We start from the raw sequence: 23,836 nt of genomic DNA, 5'->3' as shown, positions 1-23,836 counted from the left end.
GTGACAACCAATAACTGTAGAAAACAGCGGAAATCCGCCATGATCGACCCCAGTAGCCTGTCAAACGGTTCCACCATACACCGGCAAAACGCGAGTTTTGCCCGCGAGGTTATTGCCAAGTCAAAGGCCAGTGCTGCCGCCATTTTTCTCTACGATAAAAGCCAGGCCAGCCCGGTTAACTTCCTCTACGAAACCGGCATCCCTGCCAGCATTACCGCGCTCTACACCAACGGCGTTTACCGTGACGACCCCATGCTGCAGTATTCAACGTCGCCAGAACGGGACTGCCATCGCTTTACCGGCACCAATTATTGCCAGCGCCTGGAACCCAATCTCGAACCCTATCAGGAACACAACGACCGCTACTGGCATGCCCTGGGTCGCGCCGGTTTCAGGGAAACCGCCACCAGCCTCAAGGCCGTATCCAGGGATATTTATCTGGTGGTGGGTTTATTGCTGGCGGAATCCCGAAGCAGAAAAGGCGCCCACCTCTGTGTGGAAAATGCCATGACCGCCGTGGACAACTGGCTGGAGGCGTGCCATCACGCCATTGTCGATGCTGCCGTGAGGCAGTGTTTTTTCCCACCGCGACAACCACAGTTAAAAACAGATCTGCCAGCTGAGGCAAACCGAGTCACCAATAGAGAATGGCAGGTGATTGCCGAATTAATGGCCGGCTGCAGCAATAAGCAGATCAGCGCCAAACTGGGCGTTGCCGAGCACACCGTTGAAAACCACCTGAAAAATATTTACAAAAAATTTGCTGTCCGCAGCCGCACCGCATTGATTGCCAAAATAACCAGCACTCCGTAGCGTTTCCTGCCAAAAACTGAACAATAAGCCACAAGTTGGGATTCCATCCCAAGCCAACCGTAGCGGATTTCCGCCATAGACACCCCCCTATTGGCACCTATAGACTCCAGTCCTGTGTAATCAAAACTCAGTCACGGCTTCCGTTGCTTTTGCTCCCATCAGCACAATTGCAAAACCTTAAACTGCTGAAGGTGAGCACAAGCCAACATTCGCGCCGGGAACATAATTCTAAAGGACGCACTATGATGGCAAGCCAACAACCCAGTGGCGCCCCTGTGGATATTCGCCAAGCGCCAACGGCGGAGTTTATCGCTGAACTTCGCCGCCGCTATCCCACCGAGGCGGAAATTGACCGCGTCCTGACGCGGAAAATGGCCCAGCGCGGCAAAGGTGTATTTGTACCTGTCACTTTTGAACAGATCAGCCAATGCCTGGAGGCCATGCTCCACAAAAAACTCAACCACGGCTTTCGCATTGTCAACGCCCGCTGGATGACAGGGGGCTCGTCAAAGCTGCAAATCAGTTTTGAGCTGGAATGGCAGGGGCTGGACGGTTCGCAACCCCGCCACATCACCCCCATGGTGCTGCGCATGAGCCCATCGGAATCCATTGTTGAAACCTCCCGCCGCCGGGAGTTTCAGGTGATAAAAGCTTTGGCGGCGCAAATTCCCGTACCCGATTGCTATTGGGAAGACGAGGACATGGAATTCTTTCCCTACCCGGCAATGGTGTTCGGTTTTGTTGAGGGTGTCGCCAAGCCCGCTTCCGATACCTCCCAGCAGGTTACGGGGCTAGGCATTAATTACGGCGCCAGGCTGCGCACCAGGGTCACCGATGAGTTTATGGGCGGCGTCGCCGCCTTTCACAATGCCGATATTTCCACCATGGATCTGAACGCCTTTGAAATCCCCAAGGTGGGCACCAACGAAGGTGTTCGCAAACAGGTCAATATGTGGCGGCGAATCTGGGAGGAGGATCGCGGCGAAGACGAACCCCTGGTGCAATTGGCGGGCAACTGGCTGGAAGACAACGCCCCGGTTCTGGACCATGTCTCCATCGTTCACGGCGACTGCCGCAGCGGCAATTATTTGATCTCCGAAGACGACGGCCATATCACCGCCTGGCTCGACTGGGAGCTGGCAGTGCTGGGCGACCGCCATCAGGATCTCACCTGGGCGACATCACTGGCCTACAGCCATATCGCAGAAGACGGCAAAACCCTGTTGGTCAACGGCATGCTGCCCCTCGATGAATTCTACGCCGCCTACGAAAAAGCCACGGGGCTGAATGTAGACCCCCAGCGCATCAACTATTTTCGCGTCTATAACGCCTGGGTGTCTTACATTGTTTGTGTAGCCACGGGCTACCGGGTGGCGAAGGGCGGCAAATCCCACCAGGATATTGTTCTCACCTGGCTCAACGGCATCGGCGGCCTGCTGATGGAACAGTTGCGCCACAACCTGATGGAGGCCACGCGATGATTCCCGAAATTGATACCCAGCTCGCCGCCGTTATCAAATCCCTGAGCGACAATGTGCTGCCCGCAGTGGATAGCAGCAATCCTCTCGCTGGCGAGCAGATTCGCCTCTGCCTCGCCACCCTGGGAATGATCAAAAAACGCCTACCTGATTTGCACCGCTATCAGCGCCATGAGCTGGAGTTAAATCTCGACCTGCTGACCTCGCTCGCTGAGGTTGCCACGAACGCAGGCCTTGCCATTCCAGATTTGACAACAGCTCTAAACAGTAGCCGCGAAACCCTGAACGACGCCACAATGGGGGCGACAGAGATCGAGCAACAGGTTCGAGCTGTCAAGGACAAGGCCGTCTCTGTTGTCAACGCCGCCAGGGGAACCGCAGCGGAAACCGAGGTGATGGCGTCGGTGCTCAACACCCAGGAAGCCATGGATCTGTGCCGCCGCGCCTGGACGCTGGAGATGGGTTTTGAGCCTGACCCGAGCCAAATCCCTGCTCTTAATCAATTACTGTGTCGCCAGGATTAATTGCCATGATAGATAAAGACCATCCCAGCGAAACCTGGATTGCCGACCTTCGCACACGCTTTCCCTGCGAAGCGGAAGTCGACTGGGTGCTGACCCGCAAGCTGCGCAACCGTGCAGGTGCTGCCTATACGCCGGTAAAGCTCGACCAGCTTTGCGCTGCCGTCACCGATCTGCTCAATGCCGAATTGCACGATGCCTTTGAGGTGAAAAACCCCCGCTGGCTGTCCGGCGGCGCCTCCAAGTTGCAAATGGCTTTTGAGCTCGACTGGCATCAACCCGGCGTCGGCAGAACCACCACGCCACTGGTGTTGCGCATGGAACCTGCAGCGTCCATTGTTGAAACCAGCAGGCTGCGGGAATTTGAACTGATCAAGGCGTTTGAAGGCATTGTGCCGGTGCCACCGGTTTTCTGGGTGGATCGGGAAGGCAAATATCTGCCCTACCCCGCGCTGATTTACGGTTTTGCCAAGGGTGTCACCAAGCCCTCCACCGCCGCCAGCGGTGTTTCCGGCACCGGCATTAATTTTGGCGTTGAATTGCGCAAAACCCTCAGTAAACAATTTGTCGAACAACTCGCCGCCATTCACACTTTTGATTGGAGCAAGGCACAACTGAGCAGCTTCAGTGTGCCCGCTAAAAATTCCACCGAAGGTGTGGAGTGGCAGATCAACTGGTGGGAGCGGGTGTGGACGGAAGACGCCAACGAAGAAGTGCCACTGATGCGTTTTGCCGCCAAATGGATGCGCGCCAATATGCCAATCATCGACCATGTCTCCCTGCTCCACGGCGATTACCGCAGCGGCAATTTCCTCTTCACGGAAGAGAACTCACAAATCAGCGCCTGGCTAGACTGGGAAACCGGCCACCTCGGCGACCGCCACGAAGACATTGCCTACAGCATCTGCAAACCCTGGGGGCATATGGCGGAAGACGGCAAAACCTTTCTGGTGTGCGGCATGATGTCGGAGCCGGAATTCTACGAGGCCTACGAAAAAGCCTCCGGCTTGAGTGTCGATAAAAAGCGCCTCAATTTCTACCGTATTCTCAACGCCTACAAACTCAACAGCATTGCCCTGGCCACGGCCTACAGAGCTGTAGCTGGCGGCAAAACCCATCAGGACATCGTGCTCGGCTGTGTGATGGGCGCCAGTTACCTGTTTATGGACGATCTTCGTCAAACCCTGGAAGAGGTGGCCTAAGATGGAAATTCGCGCTGATTTTCAGCTAAAAAGTGTTATCAAAGCACTTAAAGACAATGTCATTCCCGCCGTTGACCCCAATCACAAAATGGCGGTGGAGCAGGCACACCTCGCCGTGCATGTGCTACAGGTGTTGGCCGACAAGCTGCCCATGCAATACCGCTACGACCGCCACGAACTCAACCAGTATGTGAACCTTGCCGAGAAGCTGGGAACACAAATTTCCGGCGGCGCCAAAACCACGGACGCCCTCGCCCAATTGGAGGCGTTGGTGGAACCCGGAAAGAATACCCTCGAGCGCGCCCGCGCCGAACCCATCGAACTGGAACAAGCGCTGTTGCACCTTCGCGCCAAGGTCGGGGATCTGGTGGAAGCCGCTCTTGAAGACGGCGATGAAACCAGCCAAAAACACCTCGAAAAGGAAATTATGGCGTCTGCCCGGGAGCAATTGACCCGAGAAAGATCCTGGCTGATTCCCATGGGCTTTGAACCAGACCCTGCCGCACTTACCCCTGTCAAGCAATTGCTCGACCCCGTTAAATAATTAAAGGCTTCAATATGACTGTAGACATCGACCCCGAAGGCTATGTACCCGCCACCGACCACCCCAAGTGGAACCAGAGCCTGGTGTGCCACTGCTACGATCCGGATACCAAAGTGGGTTGTTTTATTCGCGTCGGCATTCAGGAAAATCTCAAGGAATCCAACACCTGGTTTATTTTTTTCAAAGACGGCAAACCCCTGTTTACCCGCGCCAATATGAACCTGCCCTACACCGAAGAGCGCATGAATCCCGGCATGAAAATCGCCGGTATGGAAATTACCGTACTGGAGCCTTTAAACAAGGTGCGCGTGCGTTTTGATGAAGCGGATTTTGCCTGTGACCTGGTGTGGACGGGCATTTACAACCCGGCCATGAAAGACTGCGTGGCCATGAGCCAGGATCAGGACGGCTCCTTTGCCCGCGAGCTGATGAATGTTCACCTCGAAGGCCCCTACCGCATCACCGGCACCGTTACCATTCGCGGCAAGGAAACCCTCAACATTAACGGCACCGGCTACCGCGATGTTTCCTACGGCCCCCGCAACTGGGACGCCATGCAGCACTACCGCCTCGCCTGGCCGTATTTTCCGGAAAAAAACATCACCTTCGCCACGGTGCACGGCGTCTCCACCGAAGGCCACAGCGCCTACCTGAAAATGATGCACGATGGAGAAGACTGGATCGGCATCAAAAGCGTCGATGCCAAAAATACCTACGGCGAAGACGATATGACCATCAAAACCATGGACTGGACCATCGTCGACGACAAAGACCGCACCTGGCAATTTAGCGCCAAGTATATTTTCAACTGGATTTTTCCCCTCGACACCTTTGTGCTCACCGAACAGTTTATGGAATACCGCCTCAGCGACGGCACTGTCGGCTATGGCCTGGCGGAAAGCGGCTACAGGCTGCCCTGGGAGGGTAATGGCGGCTAATGATTTATTTGGGGAAGCCCTGATTAGGGAAGCCCTGATTAATGTCATTCCCGCGCAGGCGGGAATCTATAATCCCTTGATTTTTCTGGACTCCCGCCTACGCGGGAGTGACGAAAAAAGAGTTAATCAGTCAAGGAGGTAGCGTTCTTCCTACACAGAAATGCCAGCAGCAGAACCGTTTAAATTTTGAACCAACAATGAGGTCAACAATGAATACCAAGACAGTATGGGATCCCGAAGGCTATGTTCCGGCCACCGACAATGAAAAATGGAACCAAAGCTATTTCTACGGCTGTTACGATCCGGAAACCCGCATCGGCTGCATGATTCGCGTCGGCATTCTCGAAAACCAGAAAGAAACCAACGGTTTTGTGATTTTTTTCCGCGACGGCCAGCCCCTGTTTACCCGCATCAATATGAACCTGCCCTACTTCAAGGAAAGGCTCGCCGACGGCTTTGAAATTGCCGGTGTTCATTTCAGTGCCCCTGAGCCGCTGCAAAGTTCGCGCATTCAGTTTTCCAGCAAGGATTTTTCCTTTGATCTCACCTGGGAAGGGATTTACAACCCGCCCATGATCGACTGCGTGGAAATGAGCAAAGATCAGGATGGCACCTTCGCCAAGGAAATGATGAACGTCCACCTCGAAGGCCCCTACCGCATCACCGGTTCGGTAACCATTCGCGAAGAAGGTGACGTCAACATCAACGGCACCGGCTACCGCGATCTCAGTTACGGCCCGCGCAACTGGGACATCATGCACACCTACCGTCTCGCCTGGCCGTATTTTCCCGCTAAAAATATCACCTTTGCCACCGTCCACGGCCAGTCTGTGCACGGCCAGTCCGCCTATTTGAAAATGATGCACGACGGCAATGAATGGCTGGGCGTGAAATCCATGACGCCGAAAAATGACTACTACGAAGACAACATGGGCATCAAGGCCATGCACTGGAAAGTGGTGGACGAAAAAGACCGGGAGTGGCAATTTACCGCGAAAAATATTTTTCGCTGGTTTATTCCCCTCGACACATTCTGCATGACCGAACAGATTATGGAATACCAGCTCCTCGGTGAAAACGGCGAAACCACTGTGGGTTACGGCCTCGGCGAATGCGGCTACCGCTTTCCGTTTAAAGGCAACGGCAGTTGAGCGGCGCGCTGCCGAGAAATTCCGCCATCTCTTTCAAACATTAAGGAAATTCTGATTAATTCCGCTTTCGTCACTCCCGCGCAGGCGGGAGTCCAGAAAAACCAAGGAATCATAAATTCCCGCCTGCGCGGGAATGACATTAATCAGAGTTTCACCATAGACATCAAAACAAACACTGAAAAAGTCATTTAAATTTCACAGGTACAGTTGCCATGATTACAGATCAAGACACCGAATATCACATTCCCCCGGACATCAACTACAAATTCGCGGAAACCAATTATTTTATCGCCGTGATTCCCGAGGAGCGCATTCTCGCCACCTTTTACACAGTGACCCGCAAAAGTGTTGGCGTCTGCCTTGTCGACGTTGCCATTTACGGCTGCCTCAGCGACAACCGCGCCGAAATGCTCTATCTGGATTCACAGCAGCAATTACCCGCACCGGAAAAACTGTCCCGTTTCGAAACCCCCAACGGCATGAAAGTAATTGCCAAAAACGCTCGGGAGTATGAGCTGGATTATGTGGGTTTTGACGATACCGAAGCCCACCTCTCCTTTGTCGGCCTTCACGAACCTTTCGATATTCACGACCCCAGGCTCAGCCCCAAAGCGACCCCCGATGACGACAAAGCGCGGGAGGAAGGTTCCGGCCTCGGCAAAGCCTACGGCAACCATTTCGACCTCACCTGCAGAGCCCAGGGCACCCTGAAAATTCGCGGCAAAACCTACAAGGTCGACTGCATCACCACTATGGATCACAGCTGGGGCGAACGCTGTGAAGCGGGTCTGCGCGCCATGACCTGGATGAACGCCAACTTCAGCGAAAACTACGGCTTGCACTGGATCACGTCGCTGGATTTCACCAAGCCCGCCGATCAGCAACACAAGCTTGCCCACGGCTATGTTTTTGAGAACGGCGAACTTTACGGCCTCACCGACCTCGAACTCAAATCCAACCGCCTCGGCACCATCAGTGTCGCCCTCGACCTGGAAGCCACCGACGTGCGCGGCAAAAAACACATCATGTACGGCACGCCATTGGTGGGCGCGCCCTGGTCCTGTTACACCCAGATTATGCTCTACGTGGCCATGACCCGCTGGATCACCGACAAAGGCGAAATCGGCTATGGCCTCAATATGGAAAACTACCCCTTCGACATGATGGCGCGCCTGCGGGGCAGACGCTGGACAGAATTGCCGGGGAATTTGAATACCTGAGGTGTGGCTTATTGCGTCTCGTTTCCAGGCTTCGGCGTGGCAATGTTCACCCGCACATTCTGTGGCCATGCAGGAGCGCGGGCACCGGGAAGCTAGGGAAATTCTGATTAATGTCATTCCCCCCTGCGCGCACTACTGTCCGGAATAAATAGAGGCTGCTTTCCTTAAGCCTGAAAAAGTAAGGAGGTTGAATGATTCTGAGCACATCGAGACTTAAACGAAAGCCTTCAAGACCGGGTTTGAAGTGCTGATGACCCCCTTTACCTACAAGGCGGTGAGCTTTCTTAAGTCCAGGGAAGGGGTTGATGTCTACGACAGAGACACAAATTTTACGCCCTTCACCCTGAAAGACTGAGTATGTTCGAACAGATATTAACGCATTTGCAGGTCATCGAAGGGGACATCACGCAGCTCAGTGTGGATGCTGTGGTCAATGCCGCCAACGAGGGGCTGGCCGGCGGCGGTGGTGTGGATGGCGCCATTCATCGCGCTGCGGGCCATGAGCAGCTGCAAGCGGCCTGTCGGGTCATAGGCAGCTGCCCCACAGGGCAGGTAAAGGTAACGCCGGGGTTTAATCTGCCCGCCAGGTATATATTTCATGCGGTGGGGCCGGTATGGCGGGGTGGTGGTTACAATGAGGAGGCGCTGCTGGCTGATTGCTATAAAAATGCCCTTCGCCTGGCGAAGGAGTATGATGTCTCCTCTATTGGGTTTCCGGCCATTAGCTGCGGTGTTTATGGATATCCTGTTACCCCGGCCGTAAACTGCGCCGTATCAACTGTGGTTCAGTATTTGCAGCGCTCTTTTCTGCAACAGGGAGAGGAAGCCTGTAGCGAGCCCTTTATACCGGACGTTGTTTTTTGTTGCTTTTCCAATGAGATAGCAAAAGCTTATATTGAGACGATAAAAAGATATGGCACTTTTCCCCAAGATTCCTGAGGATGCAATTTTTTTGAGCCGGGACGAAGTAACCAATCCCCTGGCAACCTACTCCAAACACAGCTTTGAGCTGGAAGGACGTCAATGGCCTTCAGTGGAGCACTATTTTCAGGGGATGAAGTTCTCTGATGCGGCTCTGCAACAGAAAATTATTGAAGCGCCCCATCCCAGAGACGCAGTGAAGATTGCCAAACGTAACTTCCTTAGAAAGCGCAAGGACTGGAAGAAAATTCAGCGGGTGGTGATGACAAGGGGTACCTACATCAAATGCCGAACCCATCCCGAGGTGACGGAAGCACTATTGGAGACAGGGAATGTTCCGATCATTGAGGCGAGCCTCTACGATCACTACTGGGGTTGCGGCCGGGATCAGCGTGGTGAAAATCACTACGGCAAGATACTGATGGAGATTCGCGCCAGATTGCGGGAAGAGGCGTCTTAGGGCTCAGTTCTGGGTACGCCCCTCGCTTTGATACTTAGCCCTGATAGCCTCGTCGCAAGCGACCGGGCATTCGAGTAAGCAGCTCGTAACCGATGGTATTGGCGCAGGCTGCCACTTCAGATACTTTCAGCTTTTTCCCCCACAATTCAACCGGGCTGCCAGTATGCACATTGTGCAGGCCCGTAACGTCCACAGTAATCAAATCCATTGACACCCTGCCAGCAAGAGCAGCTCGCTGGCCTTCTATCAGGACGGGTGTGCCCGAGGGTGCATTGCGGGGATAGCCGTCGCCATAGCCGACCGGAATCGTGGCTATTGTGGCGGAGCCCTCTGCCTTCCAGGTGGCGCCATAGCCCACGGTTTCTCCCTTGCCAATGTGGCGCAGGGAAATCACTCGGGATTGAAACGACATCACCGGTTGCAGGTTGTCTGCTTCCGGGTGGGCACAGGTAAACGGTGAATCCCCATAGAGCATATATCCCGGCCGGTTCCACTCCCTGCGGGCCTGGGGCCAGCCCAGCAGGCCGGGGGAGTTGGCAATGCTTAAGGGGGCGTTAAGAGGCATAGCCAATGCGTCGAGGTATCGTATCTGATCAAGAGTCATGTCCTTGTCCAGTTCGTCGGCGCAGGCGAGGTGCGTGGCGAGAATGACCGGTTTGGCGATATTGGGGGAGTCGAGCAGACGCTGGTAGAACGAGGATACATCCTTCATCGGTGCTCCCAGGCGATGCATACCTGTATCCACCTTCAGCCACACAGTGACCGGGCGGGGTAATTTGGCGGCGATCAGGGCGTCTACCTGCTCTCGATTTTCGATCATCAGCCAAAAGTTATGTTGTTCCGCTAGTTTCAGTTCCTCTACCTGAAAAAAACCTTCCAGTAACAGCAAAGGCTGGCTGATGCCGCCCGCTCTCAACTCCAGTGCCTCTTCGGTGCAGGCGATGGCAAACGCCGGAGCCTTCTGAGCCAGTGCTTTGGCAGCTGGCAACATGCCGTGACCATAGGCATTGGCCTTGATTACGGCGATATTTTGCGAGTGGGGCGCCAGGGCCTGGCTCAGTTCATAGTTGTGGCGCAGGGCATTGAGGTCAACCAGTGCTTGGGAAGGGCGGGTCATGGGGGCTATTTTTGGGATCCGTTATCGTTGGCTATTATAGCCCCAGCTACTATAGATTTAGCCACAGCGTCCACGGAGCCATCCTTGAGTAACAGCCGCAACTCATCGCCGGATTTGACGTCGGCGACAGAGCTGATGACATGTTCGTCCCTGCCTCTAACCACGGCGTATCCCCGTTCCAGTGTGCTGAGTGGACTGACCGCATTCAGCGTGCCTGCCAACGCGCGGAGCCGTTGCCGATGCTGGTTTAGCCTACTGTCGAAGGCCCTTTTCAAGCGCTGCTCCAGCAAGCTGTTTTGTTGCTTGTAAAGCTTGAGCCGGGTTTGGGGGTGTACCTGAGCAAGGCGATTTTGCAGGTATTGCAGCTGTGTGCGTCGGTCATTGTTTTGGCGTTGCCAAATTTGGGTCAGCCTGATTTGCAGATGATCCAGGTGCTGTGCCCGTTGTTCCAGCAGGGCTTTGGGTGTTCGAAGACGTTTTTTGCAGTGTTCCAGCGCCTGCTGTTTGTGACGAAGAGCAAGCCCGGTGCGCAGTGCCAGTTGCTGCCTTAGTCTGGCGAGACGATCTTGCAGCTCCGCTTTATTCGGTCCTGCCAGTTCAGCGGCCGCTGAGGGAGTAGGTGCTCTCAAATCGGCGACAAAATCCGTAATAGTGAAGTCGGTTTCATGGCCGACACCGCTGATAATCGGAATCAGGCTATCGAAAACTGCCCTTGCAACGGCTTCTTCATTAAACGCCCAAAGATCCTCAATAGAACCGCCCCCTCGAGCCACGATAAGGGTGTCCGCCTCATTGTGTTCGTTGGCCAAACGAAGGGCGTCAATCAATCCGGTGATGGCTTCCTTGCCCTGTACAGGGGTCGTGTAGACATTGATTTTGACCCAGGGATAGCGGCGGTGGCACACATGGAGAATATCTCTAAGGGCGGCGCCTGTGGCGGAGGTAATGACACCTATGCACTGGGGGTAGGGTGCGACGGGCTTTTTATAGGCTGTATCAAAAAGCCCTTCCTGTTCGAGCCGGGCTTTTAATGCTTCATAGCGTTGTTGCAGGAGTCCGGCCCCATCGGCTTCCATATGTTCGATAATAAACTGGTAGTCGCCCCGGGGCTCATAAAGGCTTACTCGACCTCGCACCAGCACCTGATCGCCGTTTTGTGGCTGAATTTTCACCAGGCCGTTGCGCCCTCTGAACATGGCGCAGCGAATCTGGGCGTTGTCATCTTTCAGTGTCAGATACCAGTGGCCGGAGCCGGGCCGGGAAAAATTAGAAATCTCGCCGCGCACCCATAACAGGGGCATATGGATTTCGAGCAATTGCCGGGCGCGACGGTTTAACTGGCTGATGCTGAGGACCTGGCGGTCGGACGACTGGGCTGGGATGTGATCTGTCATGGGGCGATTGTAGAGCGGTGGCACGTTCAAGTATAGAAATCCGGCCAAACCCGTTATTTTTCTCTGGTTTACCCGGCCGGGCGCGGGCTTTATAATCGCCGGTTCTCTAACTCCTGCCAGGATGGGTGCATTTATGACACGTATTGCCTACGAAGCGCTGACATTTGACGATGTTTTGCTGGTCCCTGGCTACTCTGAGGTGGTGGCCAAGGATGTGAGTCTTAAAACGCGTCTCACTCGGGATATTGAAATGAATATTCCGCTGTTGTCTGCCGCCATGGATACGGTCACTGAGTCCCGCCTCGCCATTGCACTGGCTCAGGAAGGCGGTGTAGGTATCGTCCACAAGAGTATGACCCTTGAAGCTCAGGCGCTGGAAGTGAGGGCCGTCAAAAAATATGAAAGCGGTGTGGTCAAGGATCCTATCTGTATCGACAACTCGGCCACTGTGGGCGAACTGTTGTCACTGACCAAGAACAACAATATTTCCGGTGTTCCTGTGCTTAATAATGGCGAACTCGTGGGCATAGTAACCCGCCGCGACGTGCGTTTTATTTCTGACCTCAATATTCCCGTCGCTCAGGTGATGACGCCAAAAGATCGTCTGGTCACCGTTCAGGAGGGGGCCGAATCTGAAGAGGTTAAAGCCCTGTTACATAAATACCGTATTGAAAAGATATTGGTGGTTAACGACAAATTCGATCTGCGAGGCCTGATTACCGTCAAGGATATCGACCTGGCAGAGCAGTTCCCCAGCGCCTGTAAGGACGATCAGGGCCGTTTGCGGGTTGGTGCTTCTGTTGGTACCAGTGCCGATACCGATGCTCGGGTTGACGCCCTGGTTCATGCCGGCGTCGATGTGCTAGTGGTAGACACCGCCCACGGCCACTCCCGCAACGTGCTGGAGCGGGTTAAACGTATCAAGGAAGCCTATCCGGATATTCAGGTGATTGGCGGCAATATCGCCAGTGGCGATGCGGCTAAAGCCTTGGTGGCTGCAGGTGCCGACGGGGTTAAAGTAGGTATTGGCCCCGGCTCAATCTGCACCACCCGCATTGTTACCGGTGTCGGCGTGCCGCAAATTTCAGCGATTTCAGAGACAGTGGCCGCCCTCAAGGGCACCAATGTGCCGGTTATTGCCGACGGTGGCATTCGCTATTCCGGCGATATTGCCAAAGCCATTGCGGCAGGTGCCCACGCGGTGATGATGGGCTCGATGTTTGCGGGTACCGAAGAGGCCCCCGGTGAAATAGAACTTTATCAGGGTCGAACGTACAAGGCTTATCGTGGTATGGGTTCCCTTGGGGCCATGTCCCGCACCCAGGGCTCCAGTGATCGCTACTTTCAGGAAGCCAGCGCCGTTGAGAAGCTGGTGCCCGAAGGCATTGAAGGCAGGGTGCCCTACAAAGGCCCGATCTCTGCCATTATTCATCAGATGATGGGCGGCTTGCGTTCATCCATGGGCTATACCGGTAGTCTGACCATCGATGAAATGCGCACTAATCCCAAGTTTGTTCGAGTGACATCTGCGGGTATGGGTGAAAGCCATGTTCACGATGTGTCGATTACCAAGGAAGCGCCTAATTATCCCGTAGGTGGTCGCTAAACAGGTTTGCCTTGCCAGTCCTTTGAGACTAAAAGGCCCCTGCTTTTGGTAAAGAGAGCTACAACTGCTTGTTTATTCTTGGGTAAATTCCTTGTTTGCAGCTCTTGCCACCTCTTCCTGTCATCTTCGGTGACGGTTTAACTAACAGTCTGTTGATTTATCAAAGGTTAAAAAATGAGCCAAAACATTCACGCCCAAAAGATACTTATTCTCGATTTTGGCTCTCAGTACACTCAACTTATCGCCCGCCGTATTCGTGAAGTTGGTGTCTACTGTGAAATCTATGCCTGGGACATCACTGATGAGGATATTCGCGCCTTTGATCCCAACGGCATTATTCTTTCCGGTGGCCCGGAGTCGGTAACTGGCGGTGAAGGTTCCCCCCGAGCCCCGGGACTGGTCTTTGAGCTAAATGTGCCTGTGCTCGGCATCTGCTACGGCATGCAGACCATGGCCGAGCAGTTCGGCGGTAGAGTGCAGGGCTCCAACGTACAGGAATTTGGCTACGCTCAGGTCAGGCTTCACGGGCAAAATGATTTTTTCCGTGATATTCGCGATCATGTGGATCACGGAGACGGCGCTTCATTACTGGACGTGTGGATGAGCCACGGTGACAAAGTCGTCGAGTTGCCGCCGGGCTTTGAATGTATCGCCTCAACGCCATCCTGCCCTATCGCCGGAATGCGCAGCCTCGACAAACCGTTCTACGGCATTCAGTTTCACCCGGAGGTGACCCACACCCTTCAGGGCACACGTATGTTTGAGCATTTCGCCAATGACATCTGTGGCTGTGAGTCCCTGTGGACACCCGCCAATATCATCGACGACGCGATCAACCGGGTTCGCCAACAGGTGGGCTCTGATAAGGTCTTGCTGGGGCTATCCGGCGGCGTCGATTCCTCCGTGGTCGCAGCCCTGTTGCATAAGGCCATCGGCGATCAGTTAACCTGCGTTTTTGTCGATAACGGTCTGCTTCGTAAACACGAAGGGGATCAGGTGATGGATATGTTCGCCCGCAATATGGGGGTGAAAGTCATTCGTGCAGATGCTGAAGAGCGTTTTCTCGACAAACTCAAAGGCGTGTCAGACCCCGAGGCCAAGCGCAAAGTCATCGGCAATATGTTTATCGAGGTTTTTGACGAGGAGGCCACCAAGCTTAAAGACGTTAACTGGCTTGCCCAGGGCACGATTTATCCGGATGTGATCGAATCCGCAGCCTCAAAAACCGGCAAGGCCCACGTCATCAAATCCCACCACAATGTGGGCGGTTTGCCGGACGATATGAAAATGTCCCTTGTCGAGCCCTTGCGGGAACTGTTCAAAGACGAAGTGCGCAAGATCGGTGTGGAACTGGGATTACCCTACGATATGGTCTACCGCCACCCGTTTCCCGGTCCCGGCCTTGGTGTGCGAATTCTCGGTGAAGTGAAAAAAGAATACGCCGACATTCTTCGCGAAGCTGACGCCATCTTTATCGAAGAATTGCACAACGCCGACTGGTACCATAAAACCAGCCAGGCCTTCGCCGTCTTTCTCCCGGTAAAATCTGTAGGTGTGGTAGGGGATGCCCGCCGTTACGAATGGGTCATTGCCCTGCGCGCCGTGGAAACCATCGACTTTATGACTGCCCGCTGGGCGCACCTGCCTTATGAGCTGTTGGAGACGGTATCGAACCGTATTATCAACGAAATCAGCGGTGTCTCAAGGGTAACCTATGATGTGTCGAGCAAGCCGCCAGCGACCATTGAGTGGGAGTGACGGGCACTGGCTGGCAATGTCTAGCAACGGCAGGCATTTCGGCTGAGGGTAAAAGAACTTTCCGCTAAGCGATAGACTGTATGTAAACACAGTATTGCAAGGACGCGGAACATGCCTCATGTGGCGGCCAGGACGGCCAGCCGGGATCGGGATACTGGTCGTTACCAGAGCCACCGACCCGAGCAAACCCTTCTCTATCAGATCGTTGACGAGTATTACCCGGCATTCGCTGCGCTTATGGCAGAGCAGGGAAAGGAATTGCCGGGCTATGTGCAACGGGAATTTGAAGAATTTCTCCAATGCGGGCGGCTGGAGCATGGCTTTCTACGGGTTCGCTGCGAGTCTTGCCACGCCGAGCACCTGGTCGCTTTCAGCTGTAAGCGTCGCGGTTTCTGCCCGAGCTGTGGGGCGCGGCGGATGGCCGAAAGTGCCGCCTTGCTGGTTGATGAAGTACTGCCTGAACAACCCATGCGTCAGTGGGTGTTGAGTTTCCCGTTTCAGCTGCGTTTCCTGTTTGCCAGCCGGCCCGAGATCATGGGGCGGGTGCTGGGCATCGTTTACCGCGTCATTGCCACGCACCTGGTCAAGAAAGCGGGCCATACCCACCAAGTGGCCAAGACGGGCGCGGTCACCCTGATCCAGCGTTTTGGATCGGCGCTCAATCTGAATGTTCACTTCCACATGCTGTTTCTCGACGGTGTGTATGTCGAGCAATCCCACGGCTCAGCGCGTTTCCGCTGGGTCAAGGCGCCGACCAGCCCAGAGCTCACCCAGCTGACGCACACCATCGCCCACCGGGTGGGTCGCTATCTGGAACGGCAAGGCCTGCTGGAACGGGATGTCGAAAACAGCTATCTGGCCTCGGATGCGGTGGATGACGACCCGATGACACCCCTGCTGGGGCACTCGATCACTTACCGTATCGCTGTCGGTTCACAGGCGGGGCGAAAGGTGTTCACTTTGCAAACTCTGCCGACCAGTGGTGATCCGTTCGGTGACGGGATTGGCAAGGTAGCCGGGTTCAGCCTGCACGCCGGCGTGGCGGCCAGGGCCGATGAACGCAAGAAGCTCGAACGGCTGTGCCGGTACATCAGCCGCCCGGCGGTATCCGAGAAGCGGCTGTCGTTAACACGAGGCGGCAACGTGCGCTACCAGCTCAAGACGCCGTACCGGGACGGCACCACGCACGTCATTTTCGAACCATTGGATTTCATTGCAAGGCTGGCCGCCCTGGTACCGAAGCCCAGAGTCAACCTAACCCGCTTCCACGGGGTGTTCGCACCCAACAGTCGGCACCGGGCGTTGGTCACGCCGGCAAAACGGGGCAGGGGCAACAAGGTCAGGGTGGCTGATGAGCACAACGGCGAGCGTCGATGACATGGGCGCAACGGCTCAAGCGTGTTTTCAATATCGACATCGAGACCTGCAGCGGCTGCGGCGGCGCCATGAAAGTCATCGCCTGCATTGAAGACCCTATAGTGATCAAGCAGATCCTTGATCACCTGAAGCACAAAGCCGAAACCAGCGGGACCAGGGCGTTACCCGAAAGCCGGGCGCCACCGGCTGAGCTGCTCCTGGGTCTGTTTGACTGACGAGCCTGAAGGCCAACGATACCAATCAAAATGCTGCGTTCACAGCGCCGCGGCAGGGATCCGCCGTGCTGGTTGTCGGAAAAGGAGCCGCTAGTGGGAAAGAGGAGGGTAAATTTTCAGCGTTGCTGGCTCCCCGTCAGCCGGATTGGGTTGCATCGCAGGGGTGTCGAAAGAGTCAACTGCGGTCCAAAGCTGTTGGACTTGGGTGAAAAGGGCGTTTATTCTTCCTATACGTAGCGATAAGCACAAGGGCCAGCCTATACCGCCACTGAGGACGCGGCCATCCCCGCATCAGCGCTCGGGCACCTGAAGGCGGAACCACAGGGCGTACAGAGCCGGCACAAACAACAGGGTAATCGCCGTGCCCACGGCGATGCCGCCGATCAGCACGTAGGCCAACGGCCCCCAGAAGCTGTCCAGGGTCAGGGGCACAAAGGCGAATACCGCGGCCAGCGCGGTCAACACTACCGGCCTGGCGCGCTGCACCGCCGCCTCGATCACCGCGGTGGCCGCCTCCAGCCCTGCCTCCAGATTGTCCTGCACCTGCTGGGTGAGGATCATCGTGTTGCGCATGAGAATGCCGGACAGGCCGATCAGCCCGAGCAGGGCATTGATCCCGAAGGGCTGGTCGAACAGCACCATGGCGGCTACCGCTCCCACGAGCCCCAGGGGCGCCGTGGCCACCACGATAAACAGCCCCGAAAAAGAGCGCATCTGCAGCATGATGAGAATCAGCGTCAGGATCACCATCACCGGCTGCATTGCCTGGATCGAGCCTTCCCCCTTGGCCGAGCTCTCGATACTTCCCCCCAGTTCCATGTGGTAGTCGAGGGGCAGCTGGCTGCGGAAACTCTCCAGCTGCTGCCAGATGGCCATCTGCACCGCCGGCGCCTGGGCGCCGCGCACATCCGCCTGCACCGCCAGCACCCGCTGCCGGTTGTGGCGTTTGATCACCGGGTCCTCAAACTCCACGCTCAGCTCACCCAGCTGAATCAACGGCAGCTTGTCGCCGGACTGGTTGCGTATTTCCAGGTGCTCCAGGTCGGGCAGAGTATCGCGCCGTGCCCGTGCTCGCAGCTCTACTGTGCGGACATCCCGGCGCAGTTCATCGATCGGCAGGCCGTCCAGCTGGAACTGCACCTGCCTGGCGACCTCGCTGGGTGTCAGGCCCATCAGGCGCAGTCGCTCGCTGTCCATTTTGAGCCGCACCACCGGCACCCTCTCGTCCCAGTCCAGGTGGGTGCCCGTGGTGTTCGGATGCGCGTCGACCCGTGCACTGACCTCCCGCGCCAGCTCCCTCAGGACCAGGGGGTCGGGACCAAGTATGCGGAAGGTAACTGGCCAGACCACGGGTGGGCCGTAGAACAGACGAGTCAGTCGAATACGGGCCTCGGGAAATTCGCCGGCATCCACGTGGGTCCGCAGGGTCTTCAGGATATGATCACGCCCATCGGCATCCTCGCCAATGGCGATAATCTTGGCAAATGCGGGGTTCGGCTGCTCCGGGTTGGCCGAGAGGAAAAAGCGGGGAGCCCCGGCGCCCACATAGGAGGACAGGCTGCGCACCTCGGGCATGTCCTCGAGGACAGCCTCCAGGCGCTGCACCACGCGGTCGGTCACACCGATCGCACTGCCCTGGGGCAGGTAGATTTCCACCAGGGCCTCGGGCCTGTCCGAGGCGGGAAAGAACTGCTTCTGTACCACGGTATTCATGCCCACCACACCCAGCGCCAGCAGAGCGACGGTCACCGCCACCACGCTCTTGCGGTGGCGAACGCAGGCTAGGATCAGCCCGCGCAGGCAACGGTAGAGTGGCGTCTGGTAGGCGTCCTCACCGTGCCCCTGACTGTGCAGGTCCGGCAACAGCTTCACGCCGAGCCAGGGGGTGAAGGTCACCGCCACCAGCCAGGACACCAGCAGGGAGAAGGCCATGACCCAGAAGATATTTCCCGCGTACTCACCGACGCCGGAGCGGGCAAAACCGATCGGCACGAAGCCCACCACCGTGACCAGGGTACCGAAGAGCATCGGCGCCGCGGTAACGTTCCAGGCATGGGTGGCCGCCTGGACCCGGTCCCAGCCGGCCTCCATCTTCACAATCATCATTTCGATGGCAATGATGGCGTCGTCCACCAGCAGGCCAAGGGCGATAATCAAGGCCCCCAGGGTGATTCGGTCGAGGTTGATCCCGGCCAGTTTCATCAACAGGAAGGCCAGCCCCAGGGTCACCGGTATGGCGATCCCCACGATCAGGCCAGCTCGCAGGCCGATGGAAAGAATGCTCACCGCCATCACTACGGCCACCGCGACCAGGAACTTCACCTGGAACAGGTCCACCGCCGCCCGGATCATGTCGGTCTGGTTGGTCAGGGTATGCAGGGTCATGCCCAGGGGCAGACGGCCGCGCTCGCGCTCCAGGAAGGCGGATAACTCCGCCCCAAAATCCAGCCCGTTCTCACCCTCGCGCATGACCACACCCAGCAGAATGGCATCCTCCCCGTGTGCCCTGACCAGGTAACTTGGCGGGTCCTCGTAACCGGAGTGGACGGTCGCGAGGTTCCCCAGGCGCAGCAGTCGATCACCAATGGCGACGGGGACCGCCTCCAGCGCACCGCGGGCGGAGAGGTCCGAGTCGATACGCAGGTAGGTTCGCGGCCCCTCGCGGTCGATGAAACCGGCGGGGGCCAGCTGGTTGTGCGCCGCGATGGCATCAAAAATCACTTCGGGGCGAACCCCAAGGTTGGCCAGACGCGCCGGATCGAACTCCACGAAAACCCGCTCGCTGCGCTCACCTAGGAGCAGCACCTTGCGCGTGCCGTCCAGGCGCTGCAAGCGGTCACGGATAGCCTCCGCCTCGCGGGTCAGGTCGGCCATCGGCAGGCCCGGTGCAGTCAGCGCCAGTAGCGAGAAGTAGACGTCGGAGAAATCATCGTTGACGATCGGGCCAATCACCCCCTCAGGCAGGTTCGGCGCCTCGTCCCACATCCGCTTGCGCACTTCATAGAAGAGGTCGGGCACCGCTTCACTGGGCGTATAGTCCTCGAACTCCACCTGCAGATCGACACGCCCCGGACGAATCACTGTTTCGATGCGATAGAGGTCCTCGACCTCCTGGATGCGCTGCTCCAGACGGTCGGCCACCTGCTCCTCAATCTCTTCCGGGGTCGCCCCCGGCCACAGGGCGGAGACCACCATGATGCGCACGGTAAAACTCGGGTCCTCGGCGCGCCCCAGCGTCGTGAAGGCATAGACCCCGGCCACTACTGACAGCAGCAAAAAGAACAGCGTGAGGGCACGCTCGCGCACCGCCAGGGCAGAGAGATTGGGGAAACTCATTGCCTGCGCTCCCGCACCGCCTGGCCGGGTTCCAGCAGATGGGTGCCGAGCCGGATCACCGGCGTGCCGGCGGGCAGATCCACCGCCACCAGCACACGATCGTCGCGCAAACCGGCGATCGATACCGACACCGGGTGCGCCTCACCGTCGCGCAAGGTCCAGATGCGGGGACCCTCCCCACGTTCATCCAGCGCGGAGAACGGCAGGGCAAAGCGCTGCGAACTGCCGGTTTCGTGGAGATCAACCTGAACCACAACCCCAAGCGGCAAACTCTCGTCGCTGTCATCCAGCTGGTAGCGCGCGCGCCAGGTACGACTCGCCGGGTCCGCAGAGCCCGCCACTTCACGCAGGTGTATCGCGCGGGGCGGCTGGTCGCGCCAGCGAACCGTGCCCTGAACCGGAGCCGGCCCCACGTCGGGGAGGAACACCTCAATCTCGCGCTCGCCCCGTTGGGCCAGCAGAGCGACCGGCTCGCCCGCCGCCACAACCTGACCGGGCTCGCCACTGACCTCGATCAGCACCCCGCCCTGCGCCAGTCGCAAATCGGCATATTCGCGCTGATGGCGGGCACTGGCGAGACTGGCGGCAGCCGCGTCCACCCGGCTGCGGGCATCCTGCTCCGCCAGGCGAAAGCGCGCCAGGCTCTGGGCACTGACAAAATTCTGCGCCACCAGTTGTTCCTGACGCGAGAGTTCACTGACGGCCGTCTCCCGTGCCGCCCTGGCTGCAGCCAGTTCCGCCTCGGCAATGCGCAGCGCCTGGTCGAAATCCCGCGGGTCGAGGCGAAACAAAACCTGGCCAGGCGTCACCTTCTCCCCCGCATTGGCCCGGCGCTGCAGGATGCGCCCGCCAACCTGGAAGGCGAGTGGCGTTTCAAACCGCGCCCGCACGGTGCCGGAAAGCTGCAGGCGCTGATCCGAGGTCGCCCTCAGGGGCACCGTCAAAACCCAGTGGGCCGCGGGCGCCTGGGCCTGATTACCGGTATCCTCGCCACAGGCAGCCAGGGTAAACGCCGCCAGAATGGCGACCAGCCTTGCTCGCAACATGAAAGGTGATCCATCCGCCAATTTAGTGTACGGTATCGTACAGTAATTAAGAGGTACGCACCAGTGTCAAGCAAGCAGGCCAAAGCCGCACCGTCCTCTACCGCGAGCAACGCCCGGCCCGGGCGACCGCCCGACCCGGCCAAGCAACGCGCCATTCTCGACGCCGCGCGGTCACTGCTGTTCCAGGGGGGCCCGGGTGAGCTCTCCATGGAGGCCGTAGCGCGCCGGGCGGGTGTCTCGAAGGTGACGATCTACGCCCGCTATGCCAATCGCGAAGCCCTGCTCGACGCCGTAATTGGCGACCAGGCCAACAGCCTGATGGACAGCCTCAATCTGCAACCGGAAGACGCCTCCAGTGCCCGCAAGGCGCTGTGCAGCTTCGGCCAACAGCTGCTGAGCTTCGTCCTCGGTGAGGAGCACCAGGGCTTCCTGCGCCTGGTACTGGCCAGCCCCGCTTCTTCCCAGGCGATCCTGGCGCGTATCTACCGCTCGGGACCGGAAGCCACTCACGCGCAGCTGGAACACTGGATGACCCGGGCCGATGCCGCCGGCCTGCTGCGCATACCGGACCCGCCACAAAGCACGGAGCTGTTGATTGGCATGCTGCTGGGACTGGAGTTGATCCGGCTACTCTACGGCCAGCCGGCAAAATTCACGGGCGAGTCCCTGGAAACGCATGTCGAGCAGGTGGTGGACCGCTTCCTCAGCCTGCACGGGACCTGATGGCTCCGGCGCCATGCCTGCGCGCCACAACGCCTGCCCTGGTCTATCCTGTAGCGGCAAGCCCACAAGCAGGAGATGATGCGGTGAACCAACCAGAAACCGTCCTGTGGTTCGACACCCTTGACCTCTCGTGCCTGCCGCAAGTCGGTGGCAAGAACGCCAGCCTGGGGGAAATGTACCAGCGCCTGAGCGAGGAAGGGATCCGGGTCCCCTTCGGTTTTGCCACCACGGCGCAGGCCTTCCGCGACTACCTGGCGGACAACCGGCTGGAGGCCCCCATCCGCGAGGCTGTGGCTGCCATGCGTCGAGGCAGCCAATCGCTCGAAGCCACCGGCGGAGCCATCCGCGAGCTGATCCGCAGGGGGAATTTTTCCAACCGCCAGCGCACCCTGATCACGGGCGCCTACCGCGAACTCTGTGAGCGCCTGCAGACCCCCTCCCTGGCTGTCGCCGTGCGCAGCTCCGCCACCGCGGAAGACCTGCCCGAGGCTTCCTTTGCCGGACAACAGGAGAGCTTCCTCAATGTCCGCGGCGAGGAGGCCCTTCTGCAGGCCTGCCGCGAATGCTACGCCTCCCTCTACACCGATCGCGCCATTGCCTACCGGGAAGAGCGAGGCTTCGAACACGAACAGGTCGCCCTGTCCGTCGGTGTCCAGCAGATGGTGGAATCCGCCGCGGCGGGCGTGATGTTCACCCTGGATACCGAGAGCGGCTTTCCCGACGTGGTGCTCATCAGTGCTGCCTGGGGCTTGGGGGAAACCGTCGTGAAGGGTTCGGTCAATCCCGACCGCTACATGGCCTACAAGCCCTTCCTCGAGGAGCGCGCACTGAGCCCCGTGATTGAAGCGAGCGTGGGCAGCAAGCTGGTGAAAATGCGCTATGCGCTACCGGAGGATAGCCAGCCCTCGGATGCCGACGATGATCAGGGGCCCACTGTCACCGTCCCTACCAGCACGGCAGAACAACGCAGCCGGGTGCTGGATGACGTAGCGGTCCTGCACCTGGCCCGCTGGGGAGCCAGAATCGAGGCGCACTACGGGCGGCCCATGGATATCGAGTGGGCCCGGGACAGCGACGGGCAGCTGTTCATTGTTCAGGCCCGGCCGGAAACCATAGAATCGCAGAAGGACCGCAGCGTCCTGGTGAGCTATCACCTGAAGGAAAAAGGTCGGGTGCTGCTTGAGGGGGCAGCCGTGGGCAGTGCCATCGCCGGCGGGCCGGTCTGCGTGGTGGACCGGCCGGGCGATGTCGATGCCTTTCCCGAGGGTGCCATCCTGGTCACCGAGCGCACCGACCCGGACTGGGTACCCATCATGCGCTATGCTTGGTATGTATTCAAACAAAAGAATCAACCTCGCAATCTTCGCATGTTCTGTCGTGGTATTCGTGCTCTCGTTTTGGCTGGTGCGCAGCCAGGTCACTGTGTCAGGATCTAGCTACATGCGAGCAATGATTCCGCACCACTCCATCGCAGTTATGACTTCGGAGCGTGCGCAGATTCGCGACCCCCGCGTGCGTAAGCTTGCCGACGAAATTATTGGAGCCCAGCGGCGCGAGATCGCCGAAATGCGCTACCTGATCGCTGATGTCTCGGCCGGTAATGTTGTTGAAAGGATATACGAAGATCCTCCTGCTAAAGTGGGAACGGTGGGCGATGCATTAAGCAACACGTTGATCTCCACGCTCGACCCGTCTCCCATGCTCCGGTCCGAAGCCAATCAAATTCTTGAGACAGGACCACGCTGCACTTTTAATCGCAGTCCGGAAACTGATCCGATCCTGTGGGCGGCACAGGGAGGCAACGCCGGTGCCATGAAACTGAACGGTGTGCTCTTGTCGCTGGAAGCGAGTGGTGAAACCGATTCAGGCGGATTTGCATTTAAGGCACGCGGAACCAGCATTACAGTTAATCCGCTGAATGATGAGGCGGACTGGCGGTCCGATGCGGAGTTAGTTTTTTCTCTCGATAAAGGGTTGAAGGTTGGTTACCGCGGGTTCTGGTCTTGCGAGACATGA

Annotated in this window: 19 protein-coding genes and 2 pseudogenes; 17 read left to right on the top strand and 4 right to left on the bottom strand. The window is 57.7% G+C overall.

The window, feature by feature from the left end; translation table 11 throughout:
- The first annotated feature begins 39 nt into the window (after positions 1–39).
- The 10 genes from H7A02_13840 to H7A02_13795 all read left to right on the top strand — a co-directional run bounded on the left by H7A02_13840 (position 40) and on the right by H7A02_13795 (position 9,248).
- A complete protein-coding gene (locus H7A02_13840; protein ID MCP5173338.1) occupies positions 40–813 on the top strand; it encodes a helix-turn-helix transcriptional regulator in 774 nt (257 codons plus the stop codon).
- 242 nt (positions 814–1,055) lie between these two features.
- Positions 1,056–2,294, top strand: coding sequence for a phosphotransferase family protein (locus H7A02_13835; GenBank protein MCP5173337.1), 1,239 nt, complete (start codon positions 1,056–1,058; stop codon positions 2,292–2,294).
- Positions 2,291–2,815 carry a hypothetical protein gene (locus H7A02_13830; GenBank protein MCP5173336.1) on the top strand — a complete coding sequence of 175 codons (525 nt, stop codon included), beginning with the start codon at positions 2,291–2,293 and terminating at the stop codon, positions 2,813–2,815. Before H7A02_13835 ends, H7A02_13830 begins: the two co-directional genes overlap by 4 nt.
- Before the next feature lie 5 nt (positions 2,816–2,820).
- Positions 2,821–4,014, top strand: coding sequence for a phosphotransferase family protein (locus H7A02_13825; GenBank protein MCP5173335.1), 1,194 nt, complete (start codon positions 2,821–2,823; stop codon positions 4,012–4,014).
- 1 nt (position 4,015) lies between these two features.
- Positions 4,016–4,558: a hypothetical protein gene (locus H7A02_13820; GenBank protein ID MCP5173334.1), complete on the top strand. Its 543-nt coding sequence runs from the start codon at positions 4,016–4,018 to the stop codon at positions 4,556–4,558.
- Positions 4,559–4,572: 14 nt separating this feature from the next.
- Positions 4,573–5,496 (top strand): hypothetical protein, encoded by a 924-nt coding sequence (locus H7A02_13815; GenBank protein MCP5173333.1) that lies wholly within the window; start codon positions 4,573–4,575, stop codon positions 5,494–5,496.
- A gap of 209 nt (positions 5,497–5,705) precedes the next feature.
- Complete coding sequence (locus tag H7A02_13810; protein ID MCP5173332.1) at positions 5,706–6,647, top strand: hypothetical protein; 942 nt, start codon at positions 5,706–5,708, stop codon at positions 6,645–6,647.
- A 212-nt stretch (positions 6,648–6,859) separates the two neighbouring features.
- On the top strand, positions 6,860–7,867 hold the full coding sequence (locus tag H7A02_13805; protein ID MCP5173331.1) for a hypothetical protein: 1,008 nt from the start codon (positions 6,860–6,862) through the stop codon (positions 7,865–7,867).
- A gap of 357 nt (positions 7,868–8,224) precedes the next feature.
- Positions 8,225–8,806: a macro domain-containing protein gene (locus tag H7A02_13800; protein ID MCP5173330.1), complete on the top strand. Its 582-nt coding sequence runs from the start codon at positions 8,225–8,227 to the stop codon at positions 8,804–8,806.
- Positions 8,781–9,248, top strand: coding sequence for an NADAR family protein (locus tag H7A02_13795; protein MCP5173329.1), 468 nt, complete (start codon positions 8,781–8,783; stop codon positions 9,246–9,248). Before H7A02_13800 ends, H7A02_13795 begins: the two co-directional genes overlap by 26 nt.
- Positions 9,249–9,282: 34 nt before the next feature.
- On the opposite strand, the gene alr is transcribed toward H7A02_13795, so the two are convergent.
- Together alr and xseA are read right to left on the bottom strand one after the other, a co-directional pair.
- Complete coding sequence (gene alr, locus H7A02_13790) at positions 9,283–10,365, bottom strand: alanine racemase (GenBank protein MCP5173328.1); 1,083 nt, start codon at positions 10,363–10,365, stop codon at positions 9,283–9,285.
- A 5-nt stretch (positions 10,366–10,370) separates the two neighbouring features.
- Positions 10,371–11,759: an exodeoxyribonuclease VII large subunit gene (gene xseA / locus H7A02_13785; GenBank protein ID MCP5173327.1), complete on the bottom strand. Its 1,389-nt coding sequence runs from the start codon at positions 11,757–11,759 to the stop codon at positions 10,371–10,373.
- Positions 11,760–11,892: 133 nt separating this feature from the next.
- Here xseA and guaB point away from each other — a divergent pair, with 133 nt between their 5' ends.
- The 4 genes and pseudogenes from guaB (at position 11,893) to H7A02_13765 (ending at position 16,952) form a co-directional block, all read left to right on the top strand.
- A complete protein-coding gene (guaB, locus tag H7A02_13780; protein MCP5173326.1) occupies positions 11,893–13,365 on the top strand; it encodes an IMP dehydrogenase in 1,473 nt (490 codons plus the stop codon).
- Between the two features lie 174 nt (positions 13,366–13,539).
- Positions 13,540–15,123 (top strand): glutamine-hydrolyzing GMP synthase, encoded by a 1,584-nt coding sequence (gene guaA / locus H7A02_13775; GenBank protein ID MCP5173325.1) that lies wholly within the window; start codon positions 13,540–13,542, stop codon positions 15,121–15,123.
- A gap of 111 nt (positions 15,124–15,234) precedes the next feature.
- Positions 15,235–16,715: pseudogene (locus tag H7A02_13770) on the top strand (IS91 family transposase).
- A 30-nt stretch (positions 16,716–16,745) separates the two neighbouring features.
- Complete coding sequence (locus H7A02_13765) at positions 16,746–16,952, top strand: hypothetical protein (GenBank protein MCP5173324.1); 207 nt, start codon at positions 16,746–16,748, stop codon at positions 16,950–16,952.
- Between the two features lie 54 nt (positions 16,953–17,006).
- Here H7A02_13765 and H7A02_13760 read toward each other — a convergent pair whose 3' ends face one another.
- Together H7A02_13760 and H7A02_13755 are read right to left on the bottom strand one after the other, a co-directional pair.
- Positions 17,007–20,051 (bottom strand): efflux RND transporter permease subunit, encoded by a 3,045-nt coding sequence (locus H7A02_13760; GenBank protein ID MCP5173323.1) that lies wholly within the window; start codon positions 20,049–20,051, stop codon positions 17,007–17,009.
- Positions 20,048–21,097, bottom strand: a complete 1,050-nt coding sequence (locus H7A02_13755) for an efflux RND transporter periplasmic adaptor subunit (GenBank protein MCP5173322.1) — start codon at positions 21,095–21,097, stop codon at positions 20,048–20,050. The genes H7A02_13760 and H7A02_13755 overlap by 4 nt, the downstream gene beginning before the upstream one ends.
- A gap of 63 nt (positions 21,098–21,160) precedes the next feature.
- Between H7A02_13755 and H7A02_13750 the strand changes: the two genes are divergently transcribed.
- The 3 genes and pseudogenes from H7A02_13750 to H7A02_13740 all read left to right on the top strand — a co-directional run bounded on the left by H7A02_13750 (position 21,161) and on the right by H7A02_13740 (position 23,836).
- Positions 21,161–21,820 carry a TetR/AcrR family transcriptional regulator gene (locus H7A02_13750; protein MCP5173321.1) on the top strand — a complete coding sequence of 220 codons (660 nt, stop codon included), beginning with the start codon at positions 21,161–21,163 and terminating at the stop codon, positions 21,818–21,820.
- Positions 21,820–23,145: pseudogene (locus H7A02_13745) on the top strand (phosphoenolpyruvate synthase). Before H7A02_13750 ends, H7A02_13745 begins: the two are co-directional and overlap by 1 nt.
- A complete protein-coding gene (locus H7A02_13740; protein MCP5173320.1) occupies positions 23,066–23,836 on the top strand; it encodes a DUF305 domain-containing protein in 771 nt (256 codons plus the stop codon). Before H7A02_13745 ends, H7A02_13740 begins: the two are co-directional and overlap by 80 nt.

This window comes from Pseudomonadales bacterium (assembly GCA_024234435.1).
Lineage (GTDB): Bacteria > Pseudomonadota > Gammaproteobacteria > Pseudomonadales > Porticoccaceae > JACKOF01.
This window is presented reverse-complemented; position numbering and strand designations above follow the sequence as displayed.

Coding starts and splice junctions, on each gene's coding strand:
- H7A02_13815 (MCP5173333.1), top strand. CDS start 4,573: ATGACTGTAGACATCGACCCCGAAGGCTATGTACCCGCCACCGACCAC.
- H7A02_13825 (MCP5173335.1), top strand. CDS start 2,821: ATGATAGATAAAGACCATCCCAGCGAAACCTGGATTGCCGACCTTCGC.
- H7A02_13810 (MCP5173332.1), top strand. CDS start 5,706: ATGAATACCAAGACAGTATGGGATCCCGAAGGCTATGTTCCGGCCACC.
- H7A02_13830 (MCP5173336.1), top strand. CDS start 2,291: ATGATTCCCGAAATTGATACCCAGCTCGCCGCCGTTATCAAATCCCTG.
- H7A02_13760 (MCP5173323.1), bottom strand. CDS start 20,051: ATGAGTTTCCCCAATCTCTCTGCCCTGGCGGTGCGCGAGCGTGCCCTC.
- H7A02_13805 (MCP5173331.1), top strand. CDS start 6,860: ATGATTACAGATCAAGACACCGAATATCACATTCCCCCGGACATCAAC.
- alr (MCP5173328.1), bottom strand. CDS start 10,365: ATGACCCGCCCTTCCCAAGCACTGGTTGACCTCAATGCCCTGCGCCAC.
- H7A02_13800 (MCP5173330.1), top strand. CDS start 8,225: ATGTTCGAACAGATATTAACGCATTTGCAGGTCATCGAAGGGGACATC.
- guaA (MCP5173325.1), top strand. CDS start 13,540: ATGAGCCAAAACATTCACGCCCAAAAGATACTTATTCTCGATTTTGGC.
- H7A02_13795 (MCP5173329.1), top strand. CDS start 8,781: ATGGCACTTTTCCCCAAGATTCCTGAGGATGCAATTTTTTTGAGCCGG.
- guaB (MCP5173326.1), top strand. CDS start 11,893: ATGACACGTATTGCCTACGAAGCGCTGACATTTGACGATGTTTTGCTG.
- H7A02_13755 (MCP5173322.1), bottom strand. CDS start 21,097: ATGTTGCGAGCAAGGCTGGTCGCCATTCTGGCGGCGTTTACCCTGGCT.
- H7A02_13740 (MCP5173320.1), top strand. CDS start 23,066: ATGTCGATGCCTTTCCCGAGGGTGCCATCCTGGTCACCGAGCGCACCG.
- H7A02_13840 (MCP5173338.1), top strand. CDS start 40: ATGATCGACCCCAGTAGCCTGTCAAACGGTTCCACCATACACCGGCAA.
- H7A02_13820 (MCP5173334.1), top strand. CDS start 4,016: ATGGAAATTCGCGCTGATTTTCAGCTAAAAAGTGTTATCAAAGCACTT.
- xseA (MCP5173327.1), bottom strand. CDS start 11,759: ATGACAGATCACATCCCAGCCCAGTCGTCCGACCGCCAGGTCCTCAGC.
- H7A02_13835 (MCP5173337.1), top strand. CDS start 1,056: ATGATGGCAAGCCAACAACCCAGTGGCGCCCCTGTGGATATTCGCCAA.
- H7A02_13765 (MCP5173324.1), top strand. CDS start 16,746: ATGCTGCGTTCACAGCGCCGCGGCAGGGATCCGCCGTGCTGGTTGTCG.